This window comes from Litchfieldia alkalitelluris (genome assembly GCF_002019645.1).
Lineage (GTDB): Bacteria > Bacillota > Bacilli > Bacillales > Bacillaceae_L > Litchfieldia > Litchfieldia alkalitelluris.
Genome location: NZ_KV917374.1, coordinates 1,912,326 through 1,928,412, shown reverse-complemented (window position 1 = coordinate 1,928,412; position 16,087 = coordinate 1,912,326). Strand labels below are relative to the sequence as shown.

Sequence of the window (16,087 nt, the reverse complement as noted above, 5' to 3'; positions counted from 1 at the left end):
TGATTGAATTTAAGCGGAAAAATTCACTTTAAATTGGGAAATATCAACTTTTCCCTAAAAATAACGGGATTTTTCCGCTTATATGAGCCTAATCTATAGATTTAGTCATATATTAGAGACGTTAGCCGGAATTTGTCCGCTTATTTCTGCTTCTTAAGCCCCTACTAGACACATTAGCCGGAATTTCTCCGCCTATAAGTTCCAATACCTAAGCGTTTGAATCCTTTTCTTTTATCCCACCGTCCCTAAATTTTTCAACCTACTTAACTATAAAAAAAATAGTACACCCTTAAAACGGATGTACTACTTTTCATTAAATCTACTTATATGTCGGAATTTCTAAATACAAAGTAAATGGTTCCATTTCATAGATTTCATACATTACATTAACTTGTTTATAAGCCCAGCCGATGTCTGTAGCATATTGATGACTAGCAGCTGAACGAACAGACATGCTCTCAGGGTTCCAACGCATCTCATATAATGTATTTTGAACGGTTTTGTGATAGTTGTTACCACCTAAATACTCATCACTAATAAATTCTGCTCCACCTACGATTGCATCATATGGAGTAAACCAGCCTTTTTCATAGGCCGTTTTTGCTCCACATTCTACCGGACAAGAGTCATAGGCGCCTATACCATACATGTTATAAACGGTTCTACCATTATAGGTGACTCCCTTGGCAAGAGTAGATTTCCCGTGACCTGTTTCTAGTAACGTATGAGCCAGTAGGTACACATCATTGATACCATATTTATTTCCGGCATCGATAAAGGCTTGTCCTTGATTTGCAAGTTTGTCTTTTCCTGCAAGGTACTTATTTAATGTCTCTACTGACACGTCACTAGGTTTTGTGAGGTTCATAAATTGTAATCGTTGCTTTTCATCATTAACATAGTTTGTTGGATCTAAGAACACTTGAACATCGGCTGCTTTTGCATTACGCCAGTTTCCTATGCTTACTTGATACCAACCAGTTTTCGTATCTTCCTCTAAAACAGTGAGCAATCTATCTTTCTTTGCGGAACCATAAATGTGACTTGATCCATTTTTCTCCGCGCGAATCATAAGATTGTTAGCTTTTACTTTACCGATTCTAGAATTGATTTTCGCAAGACTACTATGAACATACAACACTTGACCATCGTATTCAATTTTGTACCATTTTGTGTTTCCTGAGACACTATCTCCTGTTACATTGTTATCAAGTACGAGGAAAGCTGTGCCATTTCCTACAGTTTTAGCAATATTTAAATTCGTCCGTAAATCGGTAGAAGTTCTTAAGTTAACACTGCTACCAGTGATTGAACCACCATCAAACATCTCCAGATATTCACCACTTACATAAGCAGGGTCAAATCTGTATTTATCTGTTTGTGGAGATACTTTCATTTGCATATCTAATGCAGCATTTAATGTTAGGTTATAGTTGTTTGTCGTTTTGATTAAGCTTGGTTTAACAAATGGTTTACTTGTAGGGCCAGGTGCCGCTCCGCCTTTATCAACTAACACCATTTCAATTGCTTCTACTTGCTTCGAAAGGGCTTCGGTACCGGCAGATTGGCCATTTTTGGCCCAGTCTAACCAACCATAGCTTTGAGCATTCACACGATAATAAATATCATAATGTTGTGCCATTTCACCTGTCAAATTGATTTCAATCGCTTCAATTCGCTTATTAGAACCAGCAATACCAGAAATCGCTCCATTTGATACAGAATTTAACCAGCCAGAGCCATCCACATAAGTTTTGTACGTAATGTCTCCAGTATATGGTTTCTTGTGAAGAGATATCTTAATTGCCTCTAAGCGTTTTGATTCTCCCATTGTTCCAGACATGATTCCATTTGATACTGCATTTACCCAGCCATTCCCCTGTACATACGTGGAATAACTCACAGCTGGATCGATTACCAATGGTTTTGTTGTCGGCCCTGGTGCTGCTCCACCTTTTTCAACTAACACAATTTGAATGGCTTCTAAGCGCTTGGAAAGTCCTTTTGTACCAGCTGACTCTCCGTTCTTGGCCCAACCTAACCAACCATAGGTTTGTGCGTGTACACGATAGTAAATATCATAACGCTGTGCCATTTCACCAGTTAAGTTGATTTCAATAGCTTCCATTCGTTTGCTTTTCCCAGATGTACCGGCTAAAGCTCCATTTGAAACAGAGTCTAACCAGCCATAGGTTTGAACATATGTCTTGTACGTAATATCACCGGTATACGGTTTATTTTTTAACGAAATTTTAATCGCTTCTAAACGCTTTGATTCTCCTGATGTTCCTGATGTAATTCCATTTGTTACAGGAGTTGACCATCCATAAGATTGAATATGTGTAGAGTAAGAAACTTTTGGATCGATTACAAAAGGTTTTGTTGTCTTACCTGGTGCCGCTCCACCCTTTTTAACGAGAACAATTTCAATCGCTTCTAAGCGCTTTGAAAGTGCTTGGGTGCCGGCGGATTGGCCATTTTTCGCCCAGTCTAACCACCCATATGTTTGAGCATGAACACGGTAATATACATCATAATGCTTCGCCATCTCACCTGTTAAGTTAATTTGGATGGCTTCCAAACGTTTACTCTCCCCAGATGTACCAGATGGAACACCATTTAATACATTGTTCAACCAGCCTTTTTGTTGAACATGAGTTTTGTAGGTAATGTCACCGGAATACGGAGCATTTTTCAACGAAATTTTAATCGCTTCTAAACGCTTTGATTGTCCATATGTTCCTGACATTTTCCCATCAGTAACTTCTTCCATCCAACCGTGGGTTTGAACATGTGTCGAATACACGACTGATGGATTTCCGGCGGTTGTAGTTGAGTTAGATTGTACAGAGATAGACGTTCTTACATCTGTTTCTAGACTCGCAGATTCTTTACTAACCGCTGATCTTTCAATTGGAGATGTACGTATAGTAGAAGATTTATCCTCAGTCGTTATTTCTTCAATCGCATTTAGAGAGTTGTATTCTTCTACTGTAATCTCTACTTTTTGGTTATTTACATCTGTTAAAAAATAAAACAACCCCTGATTTTCAATAACAGTACCATATTCATCAATTGTTGTTGTTTCTTCGATTGATGTTCCGTTATCATTTTCCTCTACAACAGTTGATTGATCACTTAACTCAAGAGGTGTGACTTTTTCTGCATTAAATTTATCTGAAACAGTAATACGATAATTAATATGTTCATCTTCTGTGATATTCAGGTTATTTAACTGTTCACTCACAACCAGCATCGTTTCATTTGATTGATTCGTAGAATGCATGATTTTACCATTCACAGAGGATTTGTCTTCATCTGCCCATCCAGATAGCAATAATGTGACCTCTTCAGTGATTGCCACTTCTTGTTCTTCACCATTATAGTGAATGAGAAAATAACTAGAACCTTCTTCAGCGTCTTTTGTGTTTGAGTACTCCTCTGCATAACCAATACTTATATTGGATAGAAAAGAGAAACTCACTAATAGTGTACTAATGAGTAATAAAAAGATCCTTTGCAACGACTTCAACTTTTCTTAAGACCTCCTATTAAATTTTTATTATATTAACATATTATATAATCATGAAATTATATAATAGTAATTAACCATTAACTAGAATGCTAAGACGATACATCGACAACAAACTCCAATAAGTTTTATCAGTGTTTCAAAGATTAGTTGCAATTAATCCTTTATGAGACAATAATTTACATAATTTTTAGTACATGTATTAGGATATCAAAAATTAATAGAATTATATAGTGGTATTTTCTTTTTTGTGGGCCATGAACATACTTTTAGTAAATTGGAACTAGAGTGTTTAAGTGTAATGGTTCGATCGAAAATAACGACTTAATGATGAGGAAGCAAAAGAAGGTATACAACTGTAAGCCCAATAAAAGTGTAGCAAGAATTGTATTCTTATCTAGTTTATATTTAAGATTTTCCAGATAATTACGGGTTATCTTCAAACAAAACGAAAAGACACGGGAGATATAAGAGTCTTCAATTCTAATCTATTCATCTTTTCGATAGTTTAAATCGTTTTTACGTTAAAGAAAGTGCTTGGTAATTTAAACCTCCAAGCACTTTCTTGTATTCCTACTTCCTAACTTTATCCAACGACCATCATTCGTTGTTAATTTACCACTTAATCAAACAGGCTTAGGCTCATTTTTACCGATAGAGTCTAAGAAGTCTTCAAATTCATCAAATTCATCCACTTGCTGCGAGTCAGGTTGAGTAGGTTGTACCTGGACTGCTTCTGTTGGTGTTTTCATAGATAAAGCTTTCATTTGTTCCTTTAATTTATTGATTTCTTTTTCATGTTGCTCTTCACTTTGCTTCGCGTACTTTAAGTGAATCTCAAGTTGCTTTGATAATCTTGTATTCTCATCTTCTAGATCAGAGAGAAGGGACTGCTGTTGTGTGTAGTCCTCCATCGCTGATTTTAATCTACTATTCGTATTTATCAAATCATTGATTTGCTTTTGATAATCGTCTGCTAAAATACTCTTTTCAGCTCTAAACTTATTTTGTAGCGTCTCTTCCAATGCATGGATTGCTTCTTCCTTATTGTTACGAGAGCTTGTTACCTCTTTGAGTAGCTGAGTATTTTCTTTTCGTAAGTCAGTAACCTCCTTACGTAAATCACCTAATTCACTACCAAGCTTACCAATCTCTTTGTTTTTTTGCTCGATACTTTTCTTTTCATTGTCATATTTCTTTTTAAGCTGGCTTTGCTCTTTATTTTTCGCGGTTAATTGTTGTTCTTTTGCATGCAATTGCTCATTGACCTGATTCAAGTCTGTTTGTAACTGACTCAACTTTAGTTCAAGCTGTTTTTTTGCTTCATTTACTTCCCTAAACTGGTCTTTATACGTTTCTTGTCCAACCTTTTCTTTAAGAGCAAGAAGTTCATTCACAATCGAATCAAATGTACCTTCGATCCCGTCTTCAATTCTTTCTTCTTCCTCTTCTTCTTTGACTTCTCTTACTTCAAATTCCCCGCCAAGTAGTAAGCCTGTTTCTTGTTGAAATTTTTGACCAAAATACTCTAAAGTCTCTTTAATTTCAGAATGATATTGATTTTTAAATCTCAACCATGTGACATAGTAATAATAAGATACATTATCTTCAAGAACTTCTTCTTTTAACAATTCCTTTATTTCATCATCAGTTAATTTGCCATCCTCATCGATAATTTCTATTACTCTTTCAATGGCAGACATATTTACCCTTGCTAAATAGTTATACAGTGTATATGATTCTCTAACCCATGGAGATATCTCACGAATGAGTTCAAGTCGGTCTACATCTTTTGAAACAATTTGCTTCATGTTTAAGTTTGATTTTGCAATGACGCTTTTTTCGTCAGAAATCGCGTGGCAAATAAATTCAACATCTAAATGTAATAGAAGGCACGCATCTAGATAAGTGTGGTCAATCCCTTCTACGTCAACATATCGATAGCGTTTCACTTGTTTCTTTTTACCTGGAGCCATTAACGTCCACCTCCATCATATCCAACTTCACTACCACGTTTTGGCATCGTCTTAAAGATTTGCTCAAGCTCTCGCTTCATCAATGAATCTTGTTCTTGTTGTTTTGCATCAAACAAGATTTTTTGCGGTAAAATTTGACGCTTCGTATTGACGAATTTAGCAATTAAACGATAAATTTCAAGTCGAACAGGTGCACTTATTTTCCTCTTTAATAATGACTCAATTATTGGTCCCACTTCTTTTGGTAAAACATTTGGTCGTTGTAGAGCAAGTAAGATGGATACCGCTTTAGAATCAGATAAGTCATATAGCTTTTCAGCCATTTTAGTTAGTGAATTAAATCTAAGTAATGCTGCATACCCACGTAATCGATGTTGCTCATCATCATTTCCATCTGTAAGTGTGCTTATATATTGATCAAATGCTGGTGAATATCCTAGTTGGGTAAGCGTAAAAATTGCCGACAATTTCACTTCAGAATCCTTCAAATAGTTTTTAAGATAAGGAATCGTCTGTTCTGTTCCAACATTTGCAAGTGCGATAATACAAGCATCCTTTAAGCGTTGGTGATCGGCCTGCTGTAATTCCTCAATTACAAAATCAGCTAATCCTTGTTCACGAGTATGCCCTATTCCTTCCATAATTGCTGCACGTTTAGTCGAATGCTTTCGGTAAGCAGTTCTTAACTTATCAACTGCAATTGGCTCTCTTATTCCTCCAAGTAATTTTGACGCCTCACGAATTCGCTCTGGTGATAAATCCTTCTCGATGATATCTACTAAACTTGGAACTGCCGTTGTGTTAAAGGATTTAATTGCTTGTGAAAAAATCGGACGATATGCACGATTATTTGTATGAACATATCGATCAAACAAGTGTGGGATGATGGAATCCGATACCTTATAAAACTCTCTAGCTAACATGATGACTTCCTCTAAGATGGCCTTTGGTAATGTAATCACATCTAAAACCTTTAAAAGATCAATAACAGCCGCTGTGTCACCCATTTTTAATAAAGAATCTAAGACTGAGATAAACAAATTCGGATTTTTGGCATGACCTAAAATGGAAGCTGTTGCCTCTTTTTCATGAACTTGTCCTGCTACACGAATCGCTAATTCAATATGTTGTTCATTTTTTGCATATTGTAAAATCCCAATGATTAAAATACGGCCTTTTAAACTTAATACCGTTAAACGACTACATAATTGAACAAGCGCTTCTAATTTAAAACGTTCTTCCTTATCCTTGAAGTCAAACATATAAGCTTCACGAAAAACGATTTCAATGGCTTTGTCACCAATACCTTCAATGTTATTTGCAGCTTCTAAAATCTCTGTACGTTCATTACTTTTACTCATGATGTCGATATTTTCGATAATGATTTCATTATCTTTATTCGTTAAACTTGGGTCTGGTTTAAATGCTTCTACATTTACAAATCCGATATAACCTCCGTCTACACCTTGATAGGAAACTTCCTTTTCCTGTGACTCTTCTTTACTTTTCGGAGTATTTCCAGCTAACAAAAATTCAAACTCATCAAAGCTCTCCTCTTCCTTCGGTTTCAACTGAGACTTTTGTTTCGTTAACACTTCTCGCAGCTCTTTCTCATCAGGGAGATTGACATTGACTGTCAATCCCTCATAACTTCTTTCACTTTTTGATGTTTTACTTTTCAATTGTTCTTGTATCGTTTGATTAAATAAATCGGCCAATTTAACCATGTATTAAACCTCCTTATATTCATTGCTTGTCATAGCTTCTTGTCTTTTTCCAATCAATGCTTTTTCCTCATCAGTCGAATCTGTCACTCCTAAGTCAACATGAACCATCTGTGTTTCATCATCCTTCAACCATGCTCTTACCTGAAGATTCCGATCATTATCTACATCCACATGGAAAACAAGTGGTGATCCGACACGAACAGGTTGTTTAAACTCTAAGGTTGCATTCTTTAATTGCTTTTGAATCATCGCCTTCGGATCATCTGCAGAAAATAAATCTAGCGTCATCGTGTTCACAAACTCTCCACTTCCAGATACAAAGAACCCAGTATCAATGATTTTTGAATGTGGAACAGATGTATCCTTTGTAACAAGTGCAACAGGCGTGCCTTTTCGAACCTTAATATAAACATTTTGTGGATATAATTTATCAATTTCTTGAAAGATTGATATTTTATCTAAGAAATAATGATAGATTGCTGCTCCTCTTGATACAGAGTGCATTGGGTTTGTTGCAACAGTTGGTTCTTTTCCAAAGATTTCCTTCACACGTTGCTTTACTGTTGGATATGCTGTCATTCCACCCACTAAAAATACATGATCAATATCATCAACTGTTAATGGAATTTTCCCCATTCTAAGTGCATTCAAAATCGGGTATTCAATGTTTTTATCGTCCTGATCACTAGTTTGGTAAAGTAATGGTCTGATAATTTCATCCATTTCTTTCTTTGTGATTGAGATTTCTCCCTCTAATTCACGAGGAACATCAAATAGTGTTAAGCTAAACGATAATGTGTCAAACATCTCTGGCTGATCATAATAACGAATGCCTAGCATTTCTTCTCTAGCTACAATACGACGTGAAAAATCAATCTTTGCTTTTTCAGCAAAATCAATAAGCATTTCACGTAATTTTGTAAATTCCTTTTCAGAGTATTTCGCCATCATGTCTCTAGGAGAAACACCTTTTTCACGGAATCGTTTTGCAAATAAATATTTCATGACAGCATTATCAAAATCAGATCCACCTAGCTCTGTATATTGGGAGATTGATAAATCACGAATGTTTAATTTGTCATTTTCCCCCTGTGAAATTCGATGAATCGTCACATCACAGGTACCTCCTCCTAAGTCAAAAACAAGGACCGTCTTTAGACCGGTTCTAATGTCTAATACTCGTGCTGATTCGTCCTTTAAACTTTCTTCATGGAGGAAATCAATTAATGATGCTGTTGGTTCTGGAATCATATGAATTTTATCTTTATTAAAACCTGCTAGTTCGGCAGCAATCTTTGTTTTTCCTTGTTGGTGAAAATCAAAGCTTGCAGGTACAGTAATGACTGCGCTATCAATCTCTTCCCCGAAGTATTTTTCTTCAACAGTCTTTTTTAACTTTTTTAATACGAAAGAAGAAATATGCTCTGGTTGGTAGCTGTCATTATAGATTTTCCACTCTACTTTTTCTCCCATATGTCGTTTTACATTCGATAGCGTTTCTGATGGATAATAACTTTGCATCCTTTTCGCATATCTTCCTACATATGGAACTGAGTCTTGATCAAAGTGAACAACACTCGGTAATTCCTCACTAAAGGTCATTCCATGTTCCTCGTATTGTTGTATCTGGATTGTTTTTGCCTGCACTTGTTGATTTGCATTTAATTCTGCTACTGAAGCAGTAGAGTTTGTTGTCCCTAAATCGATTCCTACATATCTTTTTCTTACCATCTTTAACCCCTCCAAATATCAATTAGTTTTGTGTAACTGCAACTACTTCTTCAGCTAGTGGAAAGATAATCGTCTTCCCTTCAATACTCCAGCCACGTTTTAAGATTTTAATTGTTACTTTTTCTGCTTGGCTTGTTAATGGACTCGTTAACGTGAATTTATCCTTTAACGCTTCTTTTGTGATGTCAAATTCCTCACCGAGATCTAAACCGTATGTTGTTGGTTCGATTCCAGCCATGCGAAGATAATTGAAAAAGTTTTTCATCTTACCTGCTAACATGGAAGAATCATCATGTTGAGTGATTTCATCAAACATTTCAGATAAAAGATATTGAGACTTTTTCCCTGCAATTCCATCAAATAAGTCAAATAGCTTTTTATATTGCACTTGTTCTTTCTCTTGTTGAAGACGCTCTAAATGACGATATAGACGTTGATTTTCAAGCTCAAGTTCCTTTAGTTGATTATTTTCTGTTTCTTCAACCTCTTTTTCAGGTAGTTCTGGTTGAGTTAGTTGCGAGCTTAAATCAATAATTTTCTTTGCATAGTCCTCGATTTGTTCTTGCACGGTTAACTCATTACGTTCTACAGCTTGGTGGCCAGTAGAAGTAGATATATCATTTTGATGGCTTTCTTCAACAGAGACATCTGTTTTTTCTTCTGCAGCGACTTCTGTTACCACTTCTGCTTCTTCATCACTAGATTGATAATTAATTAACGCATCGTACAAGACTTGCATTGACTCTTCTTGTTCTTTTAACTGCTCCGCGATTGGTAATAAAATAGAAATAATTCCATCAGCAAATACCGCAGATTGAAGAGGGATATTTTTTACCAAGCTTTCGATATTAAAAACTAGTGGTTTTCCTGAGGTATATATATAAAAATCAAGTCGACTTAATGTTTTTTTACCAATCGCTAACGCTGAACGATCAAATACATGCTCTAGTAGTTGATTATATATCTTTTTTACTTGGTTCCCTTTAACCAGATAAAGAAGCACACGAATTAATAATTCACTAAACAAAGTAGGATCTTCATCAGAGTAAACCTTATAAGATTCGATGCTTCCTGAACATAAAGCATTGAATGCATGCTTTTGCTTATCGTTTGCGATAAGAGAACGATCAAAGAACTCTGAGATGATCTCCTTTGAAATTTTTAAATCATGCGTAGAATTCCAATGTTTCACAACCAAATCATTCAAATCTACATTGTGTACAGATGGATTTTCATACACCATTTGTTCAGCTAGCAGTTGAACTTCCCAACAAAAAATACGACGCTTGGAATTTTTATCTAAGTCAACACTCTTTAATTTCTCATCAATTTCTTCCAGTGAGAGATTTAATTCCTTTTGGATTGGTTTAAGAAATCCATTATATTTAATGATTTGCTTCAATAATTGATTCATTTTGCTTCCTCCATGTTTTAACAAGGCCCTTTTTTCCGAAGATATATCGAATGAAAAAGTGCCACATTATTTTGTTATTCCTTCTATAACTATTAACAACCAAAGTTAAGAAAACAACTTCATACCATAACTTTCTCCATTAACAGCTGGTACGACCGTTAATGGTAATTCTGATAATAAATCTATAATAGTCGGGAAAACATTCAAAGACTCAAAGGCTCGGGGTGCAACATATTTTTTATGATGCTCACCATGTACCAACATAACAACCTCTGGTTGAAGTGATATAATTGTTTGAACCATCTCTTCGCGACTTGCATGTGCCGAAAGTTTGAAGCCTTTCACACTCGCTTTCACGTCCACCTCGGCTTGTCCAATCGTCAATTTACGATCAGTCTGTTCTTGTAATCTTTGTAAAGCAAACCCTGGGCTTTCTTCATCAACATAGCCTGTAAATGCAATGCTATTATTTGGGTGTTCTAGCATTTGTAATGCGTAACGTGAAGAGGCACTTCCAGACTGAAGCATTCCTGAGCTTGCGACAATCACTTTTTTACTGTTACGCATCATTTGAGAATACATTTCTTCAAATGAACACCCTTTATATTGGTCTTTCACACTTTGAATTCCCCCAGTGAAAAAGAGTGATCGTTGACCTAAGTGTTTTTCATACACTCGACATATATTGGGGACCAGACCATCTGTATATACAATATAAGGCAGGTATTCTTCAGCTTTGAATCTTTCTTTAATAATCAGTAAGATTTCTTGAGCTCTTCCTAATGCAAAAGCTGGGATCAATACAGAGCCATCTCTTTTTATGGTCTCTTCAATAAACTGAAGCAATTGCTCTTCCTGCCTTTTACGTGGTAAGGAAGCCTGTAATGGGGCATATCCATACGTACTTTCAGAAATCACTACATCCACTTGAAGATTTTTTGCGAATTGAGCTCCTTTTACAGTTAACTGGTCCTCAATTGAATAGTCTCCAGTAAATAAAATCTTCTTGTCATCAAGTTCAATTAAAACGGCTGCAGCCCCTAAAATATGACCGGCTTCTAAAAACGTGATTTTCCATTTTTTACCCTTAGACGGAACAAAAAATGATTCATTCATCCTTTTAGTGTCAATATGCAAAAGAGCTGATTGGAGGTCTTTTTCCGAATAAAATTCAGGAAGACTTTGACTGTTTCTCCATAAATCTTTTAATAAAATTGACATTAAATCGCGCGTTGCCTCAGTTGAGTAGATTGGTAGATTTGGCCCTAAACGGTGAACATGTGGAATTGCACCTGTATGGTCAAGATGGGCATGAGAAACAATAACACCATCAATATCTTCAAATGTAAGAGATTTTTCCTCTAGTGGAGAATAATTAGGAAATATCTGTTCTGATTGATCTAAATGGATACCTGCGTCGAGAAGCAAATGGTGGTTATCAATAGAAATCAAAATAGAAGTACCACCAATTTTATGTCCCCCACCAAGAACAGTGACCTCCACATTGGATACATCTTTTTTCTCTTTGACATGAACAATCTTAGTTAGTTGATCATAATAAAGTAGTGCTTCTGGTAAATCAGCATGATAAAGAAAGGCTGATTCTAGAAATGGATAAGCTTTTACTCCACCTTCAGTAACTACTAATTGAACTGCAAGCCAATCATAAGGATGTTTGATCAAATATTGAAGTTCTTCCTTTGAAAGTTGGTTGGTAACTAGCTTCTTGCAATACATAAAATAAATTGTACGTTTCTCCGAGAGCATTTCACTCAACTCTAGGCTTTTGAAGTCGTGGACAAGCTGTTCATCGAACTGTTGTTGCCCAATATTTTCATAGAATTCGATAAATTTCTTGATAGGTTCATCTAGTGATTGTTTTAATGAGATACAATCTTTTCTCGATAAAAGAGCAGGAACTAAATCCAATACAATTGCCCATTCAGCGATTTTATTGGTAAAAATGACATCATCTCTATGTAATGCTAAAAGCTTTCTTAGGTGATATCTTGCCTGAGTAATATTATGCTGATGATATTCTTCCGCAATTAAAGTTAATGTGATGTCATTATATAATCTTGAGTAAGCTTGACCATGAACATCAAATTGCTTTGCCACCTTTTCATATAAATCAATCAACCTTAAATAAACATCATGTTTTTTTCCCTTTCGAACCTTCAAGCATTCGAAATAAAGAGAAAAGTCCAGTTCGTTAATTCGCTGCTCAAGTAGCCATTCGATATCATCAACAAATGCATCACTACTAGCTTTTGCACTATCAAAAAAGAGCGTTCCAAAGATTTCAAGGGATTCGCCACGTTGAATGAGTTCCTTGGATAAGAAATAGGTCATCTCATAGTTTTTCAATGAATAGAAAAATTGACATGTTCTTTGCAAGATATATGACGGTAAGTCAGGGCTATCAGCTAATTCCCTGTATAAAACTTCACTTTTACCGATTTGACTGCGATTTTCATAAGAAACGGCTTGTTCAAAAAGAGAATGAACTTTTTCCACACGGTTTCCTCCTTTCGTCAGAATACAACAATTGTACTATCTTGTTCTTGCAAATGTTGTCGATTATTGTTAGATAACCGAAGGATTTTGTCACAACCCCTTGAAATATAGGTCAATTGGCATATGTATTTTTTAATGAGAATGCTAGTTTCATAAATAACACAGCCCCTGTGACGACATTCACCCCTGGAATCGACATTAAGGCAATTATGATTGATACTTTCGCCACCTTTGCTCCGCAAAAGACAGTCAGCATGGCTACATATTCTTTTTTACTTATCTCCTTTTTGATGTACCTTTTCGTTAAAGAGGCAGCTATTAAACTAATAGACCACGCAGATAATGCCGGAACATAATCCCATAGCGTTTTATCCTCCACAAGTTTATCTACTACTGTTTCAACATCAGTTTCTAATTGCGCATTCGAAATACCGGAAGATTTAAGCCCCATTTTTTCAGCAAGTTCTGACGTAACAACCACATTTTCTTCACCCACACGATCAATTGCTTCGTTAACATAGGAACTTGAATCTGTTGCCTTTAGTTGGAAACTAGTTGATATCCCTTCCTCATCGTATAAAACAACATCATAGTCTTTATGATTTGTGTCTTCAAACATATAAGCACTAACTTGATCTCCGTCTTCATTTTCAGCCTCTACATAATAAACTTCATGAGCAATTCCCTTTATATTTGAGACAAGGCCTGGAATTTGAGACTCATCTAAGGAAGAAAGATAATCTTGTAGTTCGTCAATATCAGCGTCATGCAATTGCTTATTACTTCGACGCAAAGCCTCAATAACATGTCCATACTGTTCTTGGTCAAATGATTGTTTGTCCATATAAAACTTTCCTAATGCAGTAGCAATACCAATTTCATCCCAGTTTTGCTTAACAATCTTTGTTACTTTTTGAAACCCCAATTTATTCACCTTACCCTTCGATATGAGAATTTTTCAGATCTGAGCGTTTCATTTTTCTTCCTTCTTTTTTCCCCGTCTTGAATGCCTGAATAATATCTTCTTCTGATGGGGTTTTCCCAACTGCCTTGAAACGGAAATAGAGGTCTAATGCTTTTCCAATCCCCATAGTTAAACCAGCAACTAATGGAATTGTCACAAAGCCACCGAGTCCGGGTAAGCCAATTTTAAATAATCCAATGGCGGTTTGTTGTGCAACTAATCCTAAGCCAACTACCCCACCTATGTATTTAATAACTTCCCAAATACCTTCTTCTTTTAATTCTATTCCACGGATTTGAGCAATTTTATGCCCCATAAACCCTTGAATGGGAGTCAGTATAAAAACATCGGCAAAAGGGATCGGTTGAATGGCAACCCCTGCACAAAGGAGTGCGGTAGACGTGATGACCTTGTTTACCTTCTGATCAGGACTTAAGTGTGGATTTTTCTCTATTTCAAAAAATTCTTTTGCAAGCTGTTCTTTAAATTTCCCAAAAAGTTTCTTCGTTTCTGCTGACATATCATTCTCTCCTAGCATTATTGATAAGATTTCGATTTTTAGCTATAAAAAAATGGCTATCCCTTTTTCAAATAGAAATAGCCACGATGAATCGTTAAATTAAAAGTTGCAACCCGGCGGTCATAGATATCCCTTAGACCCGTAGCTTTGCGTCCTCATTTTTCAATGAGTTTGCCAATTTTTTATTTTTTCTATATTATACCATTAGATTTTAAAATCCATAGAAAAACATAGTTCCTATGTACCATTAAACTTCTATTTTAGGTATTAATACCTAAAACATTTTTCTAGTTCAGTCTAAATATATCAAAATAGCCCAGTTGTATGACTGAGCCATTCTGAGTTCGTCTTTATTGTTGTTCTTTCAAGCTACCTTCTTCTTCATACTCATTAGAGGTACGTAGTTTGATCTCTTTCAAGAAGAACGTTAAAAGTACTGTTAATGCGATTGCCAACATGGCAAACATGAAAACTGAAGACAATGCATAGCTTAATGCCTCTCGTAAGGAAAGAATGAGCGAATCGAACATCTCAAGCATTGGTTCAGGAAATTTCACTTCGGACCTTCTCTAAAGCTTCCGGATTCATTAATAGCTGTGGGTCTTGAAGGGCTTCCATATTCATCCCATTTCCACCTGCTGGAGCTTCACCCGCTGGCATGTCTGGCATGTTCATTTCTTCCATTTTCTCAGCCATTTTGCTCGTCATTATCGCACCCATAATCGCCACACCAATCGTCCCCCCAAGCTCACGAAACAATTGAGATGTCGCCGTTGCAACACCTAAATACTTATGCTTAACCGCATTTTGTACAGTCGTGTTAAATACCGGGAAGGTCACACCCATTCCTAGCCCTGTCAATTAAGTTTAAAATCACACGTGTTAATGATGTTTCAATCGATAACAATGTGTTTAAATAAATACCAAATGTCATGATCATTAAACCGATGATCGCAATTTTTTTATACTTACCGGTTTTCGTAATCAAATTTCCTGCAATCGCACTTGAGACCACCATTGAGATCGTCATCGCCATTTCAATAAGACCTGACGTTGTTGCGGTATCTCCTGCAACACCTTGCACATGGAACGGAATATACATAATCACACTAAACATTCCCATTCCTAGTAAAAAGGCCACAATATTTGAAATGGTAAACACACTATTTTTAAACAAATGCAGGGGAATCACTGGACTTTTGACCTTGGTTTCGATATATAAAAATAAGATCAGAGAGATAAAAGATGTCGCAAATAAGCCAATAATCTGTGGTGAGTCCCAAGCATACTTTGAATCTGCCCATGAAAATCCTAGCAGTAGCGTGACAATCACAATCGTTAATACAAATGAACCTAAGAAGTCAACTTTCTCTTTCTCTTTGTTCGCTGCATGTGGATATAGCTTAGCAATCAAGATGAATGCGACAATTCCAAAAGGTAAGAACACCCAAAATACCCATGACCAGAGGAAGTTATCAACAATCACTCCTCCTAATGTTGGACCAAACATTCTGGCTATCCCAAAAACCGCGCCAAGCGCCCCTTGCCAACGGCCACGTTCTCTTGGTGAAAATAAATCTCCAACGGTTGCAAACGAAACACTCATCAGCATTCCGCCACCAAAACCTTGAATTCCACGGTACCTCATGATGAAGTAACACCTTATCATTAAAATTATGAATAGTAACCAGCTTTAAAAACATAAA

At 36.1% G+C, this 16,087-nt stretch carries 11 protein-coding genes and 1 riboswitch; all 11 genes read right to left on the bottom strand.

The features are described 5' to 3' along the window. Positions 1 to 319: 319 nt before the first annotated feature. The gene (locus BK579_RS08775) at positions 320 to 3,532 is read right to left on the bottom strand and encodes a glucosaminidase domain-containing protein (protein ID WP_078544824.1); all 3,213 of its coding nucleotides are present in this window, start codon (positions 3,530 to 3,532) and stop codon (positions 320 to 322) included. A 626-nt stretch (positions 3,533 to 4,158) separates the two neighbouring features. Next, entirely contained in the window at positions 4,159 to 5,508 is a 1,350-nt protein-coding gene (locus BK579_RS08770; protein ID WP_078544823.1) for a coiled-coil domain-containing protein, read from the bottom strand. Then, a complete protein-coding gene (locus BK579_RS08765; RefSeq protein ID WP_078544822.1) occupies positions 5,508 to 7,235 on the bottom strand; it encodes a HEAT repeat domain-containing protein in 1,728 nt (575 codons plus the stop codon). Before BK579_RS08765 ends, BK579_RS08770 begins: the two co-directional genes overlap by 1 nt. 3 nt (positions 7,236 to 7,238) lie before the next feature. Next, the gene (locus BK579_RS08760) at positions 7,239 to 8,966 is read right to left on the bottom strand and encodes an Hsp70 family protein (protein WP_078544821.1); all 1,728 of its coding nucleotides are present in this window, start codon (positions 8,964 to 8,966) and stop codon (positions 7,239 to 7,241) included. Positions 8,967 to 8,988: 22 nt separating this feature from the next. After that, positions 8,989 to 10,380, bottom strand: coding sequence for a hypothetical protein (locus BK579_RS08755; RefSeq protein WP_078544820.1), 1,392 nt, complete (start codon positions 10,378 to 10,380; stop codon positions 8,989 to 8,991). A gap of 105 nt (positions 10,381 to 10,485) precedes the next feature. Further along, complete coding sequence (locus tag BK579_RS08750; RefSeq protein ID WP_078544819.1) at positions 10,486 to 12,897, bottom strand: MBL fold metallo-hydrolase; 2,412 nt, start codon at positions 12,895 to 12,897, stop codon at positions 10,486 to 10,488. 112 nt (positions 12,898 to 13,009) lie between these two features. After that, complete coding sequence (locus BK579_RS08745) at positions 13,010 to 13,822, bottom strand: hypothetical protein (RefSeq protein WP_078544818.1); 813 nt, start codon at positions 13,820 to 13,822, stop codon at positions 13,010 to 13,012. 10 nt (positions 13,823 to 13,832) lie between these two features. Next, complete coding sequence (locus BK579_RS08740; RefSeq protein WP_078544817.1) at positions 13,833 to 14,381, bottom strand: YcjF family protein; 549 nt, start codon at positions 14,379 to 14,381, stop codon at positions 13,833 to 13,835. 104 nt (positions 14,382 to 14,485) lie between these two features. After that, positions 14,486 to 14,567: riboswitch (cyclic di-GMP riboswitch) on the bottom strand. Between the two features lie 164 nt (positions 14,568 to 14,731). After that, positions 14,732 to 14,938 carry a hypothetical protein gene (locus tag BK579_RS08735; RefSeq protein ID WP_078544816.1) on the bottom strand — a complete coding sequence of 69 codons (207 nt, stop codon included), beginning with the start codon at positions 14,936 to 14,938 and terminating at the stop codon, positions 14,732 to 14,734. Next, positions 14,925 to 15,227: an MFS transporter gene (locus BK579_RS08730; RefSeq protein ID WP_139365073.1), complete on the bottom strand. Its 303-nt coding sequence runs from the start codon at positions 15,225 to 15,227 to the stop codon at positions 14,925 to 14,927. Before BK579_RS08730 ends, BK579_RS08735 begins: the two co-directional genes overlap by 14 nt. After that, positions 15,202 to 16,029 (bottom strand): MFS transporter, encoded by an 828-nt coding sequence (locus BK579_RS08725; RefSeq protein ID WP_169891102.1) that lies wholly within the window; start codon positions 16,027 to 16,029, stop codon positions 15,202 to 15,204. Before BK579_RS08725 ends, BK579_RS08730 begins: the two co-directional genes overlap by 26 nt. Positions 16,030 to 16,087 lie beyond the last annotated feature (58 nt).

Excerpts from the sequence above, each read along its gene's own strand:
- BK579_RS08740 (WP_078544817.1), bottom strand. The coding sequence starts at position 14,381 with ATGTCAGCAGAAACGAAGAAACTTTTTGGGAAATTTAAAGAACAGCTT.
- BK579_RS08765 (WP_078544822.1), bottom strand. The coding sequence starts at position 7,235 with ATGGTTAAATTGGCCGATTTATTTAATCAAACGATACAAGAACAATTG.
- BK579_RS08770 (WP_078544823.1), bottom strand. The coding sequence starts at position 5,508 with ATGGCTCCAGGTAAAAAGAAACAAGTGAAACGCTATCGATATGTTGAC.
- BK579_RS08725 (WP_169891102.1), bottom strand. The coding sequence starts at position 16,029 with ATGAGGTACCGTGGAATTCAAGGTTTTGGTGGCGGAATGCTGATGAGT.
- BK579_RS08760 (WP_078544821.1), bottom strand. The coding sequence starts at position 8,966 with ATGGTAAGAAAAAGATATGTAGGAATCGATTTAGGGACAACAAACTCT.
- BK579_RS08730 (WP_139365073.1), bottom strand. The coding sequence starts at position 15,227 with ATGGGTGTGACCTTCCCGGTATTTAACACGACTGTACAAAATGCGGTT.
- BK579_RS08755 (WP_078544820.1), bottom strand. The coding sequence starts at position 10,380 with ATGAATCAATTATTGAAGCAAATCATTAAATATAATGGATTTCTTAAA.